The sequence below is a fragment of the Scandinavium sp. NPDC088450 genome (genome assembly GCF_044900545.1).
Taxonomy (GTDB): Bacteria; Pseudomonadota; Gammaproteobacteria; order Enterobacterales; family Enterobacteriaceae; genus Scandinavium.
Genome location: NZ_JBJDNI010000060.1, coordinates 1 through 1,298, shown reverse-complemented (window position 1 = coordinate 1,298; position 1,298 = coordinate 1). Strand labels below are relative to the sequence as shown.

At 49.2% G+C, this 1,298-nt stretch carries 1 protein-coding gene; it reads left to right on the top strand.

All coding sequences use genetic code 11. From position 1 onward, the window contains the following. The first annotated feature begins 114 nt into the window (after positions 1-114). Positions 115-1,239 (top strand): integrase core domain-containing protein, encoded by a 1,125-nt coding sequence (locus tag ACI2I2_RS24515; protein WP_404660263.1) that lies wholly within the window; start codon positions 115-117, stop codon positions 1,237-1,239. Positions 1,240-1,298: the final 59 nt, after the last annotated feature.

Genomic DNA, 1,298 nt, shown 5'->3' with positions numbered 1-1,298 from the left:
TGTATGAACTGGCACATAGGTAACACTTTAAACCGGGCACATGGGTAACAGGTTATAACTGGTACGGTAGACTGATTATGGAGGTTTATCGTGCCCTGGCTTGAGACTGTTACCATGCAACGTTTGCAGTTCGTTATGACGTGTCTGGAAGAAGACATTTCGGTCAGTGAGGCTTGTCGTCGATTTAAGATAAGTCGAAAGACCGGTTATAAATGGCTTTCCCGCTTTTCAGATGGCGATGCTACTTCACTGACAGATCGTTCCAGAGCCCGCCATCATCAGAACACAACACCTGATTCAATGATCCAGCTGTTGCTTGAGACGAAGGCACAACACAGCTTATGGGGACCTGAAAAAATCAGGCAGCGATTACTCAATCTCAAGGTTCCAGGTGTCCCCGCTACAAGCACTATCGGAACAATACTGAAGGCTCATGGGATGGTCCAAAAGCGGCAGCCACCGCGTTTTAAACCTACTCAGCCGCACATTCTTCACGATGTCACTCAGCCGAATGATGTCTGGAGTGCTGATTTTAAAGGAAAATTCAAACACTCTACCGGACAATGGTGCCACCCGTTCACACTGACAGACAATTACAGCAGGCTTATCCTCGCGAGTGATGCAACTTATCTGACCGATGGAAAGTTTGTGATGTCCTGTCTGGAACGGGTATTCCGGGAATGTGGCCTCCCACAGGTACTGCGAACTGATAATGGCACACCTTTCGCTGGTATGGGATTGTGGGGACTGAGCGTAATGTCAGTCTGGTTGCTGAAGTGTGGTGTTATTCCGGAACGAATCCGGCCCGGCAAGCCCACTGAAAATGGCCGTCATGAGAGGATGCACCGGACGATGAAAGAGGCGCTGAAGCTCCATTCGCCCTTCACCTCTCTGAAAGAGCAGCAGACCTGGTTTGATTCCTGGCGCAGGGAGTTTAATGAAATTCGACCACATAAAGCACTGGACGGGAGAACTCCTCTGTCGGTCTGGCATCCTTCTGAACGTCAGTTCAAAGGACCCAGACGTGAGATGCCGGTGCCTGATGGAGCCAAAATGTTGCGTGTCTCATTGAAGGGAGATCTTTGCTTTAACAATTCACGGATCTTTCTTTCCGAAGCACTCCGGCATGAATGGGTATGGATAAAACCGGTGAGTGAGAAGCATGACGAGGTTGGTTTTGGGGAGCTGGTTCTGGCCCATTACGACAAAATAAACCATCGTATAATCCGGCTCGATTGATATGAAGGTGTCACCCATGTGACCGGTCAATGTTGTTACCCATGTGACCGGTTCATACA

Coding starts and splice junctions, on each gene's coding strand:
- ACI2I2_RS24515 (WP_404660263.1), top strand. CDS start 115: ATGCAACGTTTGCAGTTCGTTATGACGTGTCTGGAAGAAGACATTTCG.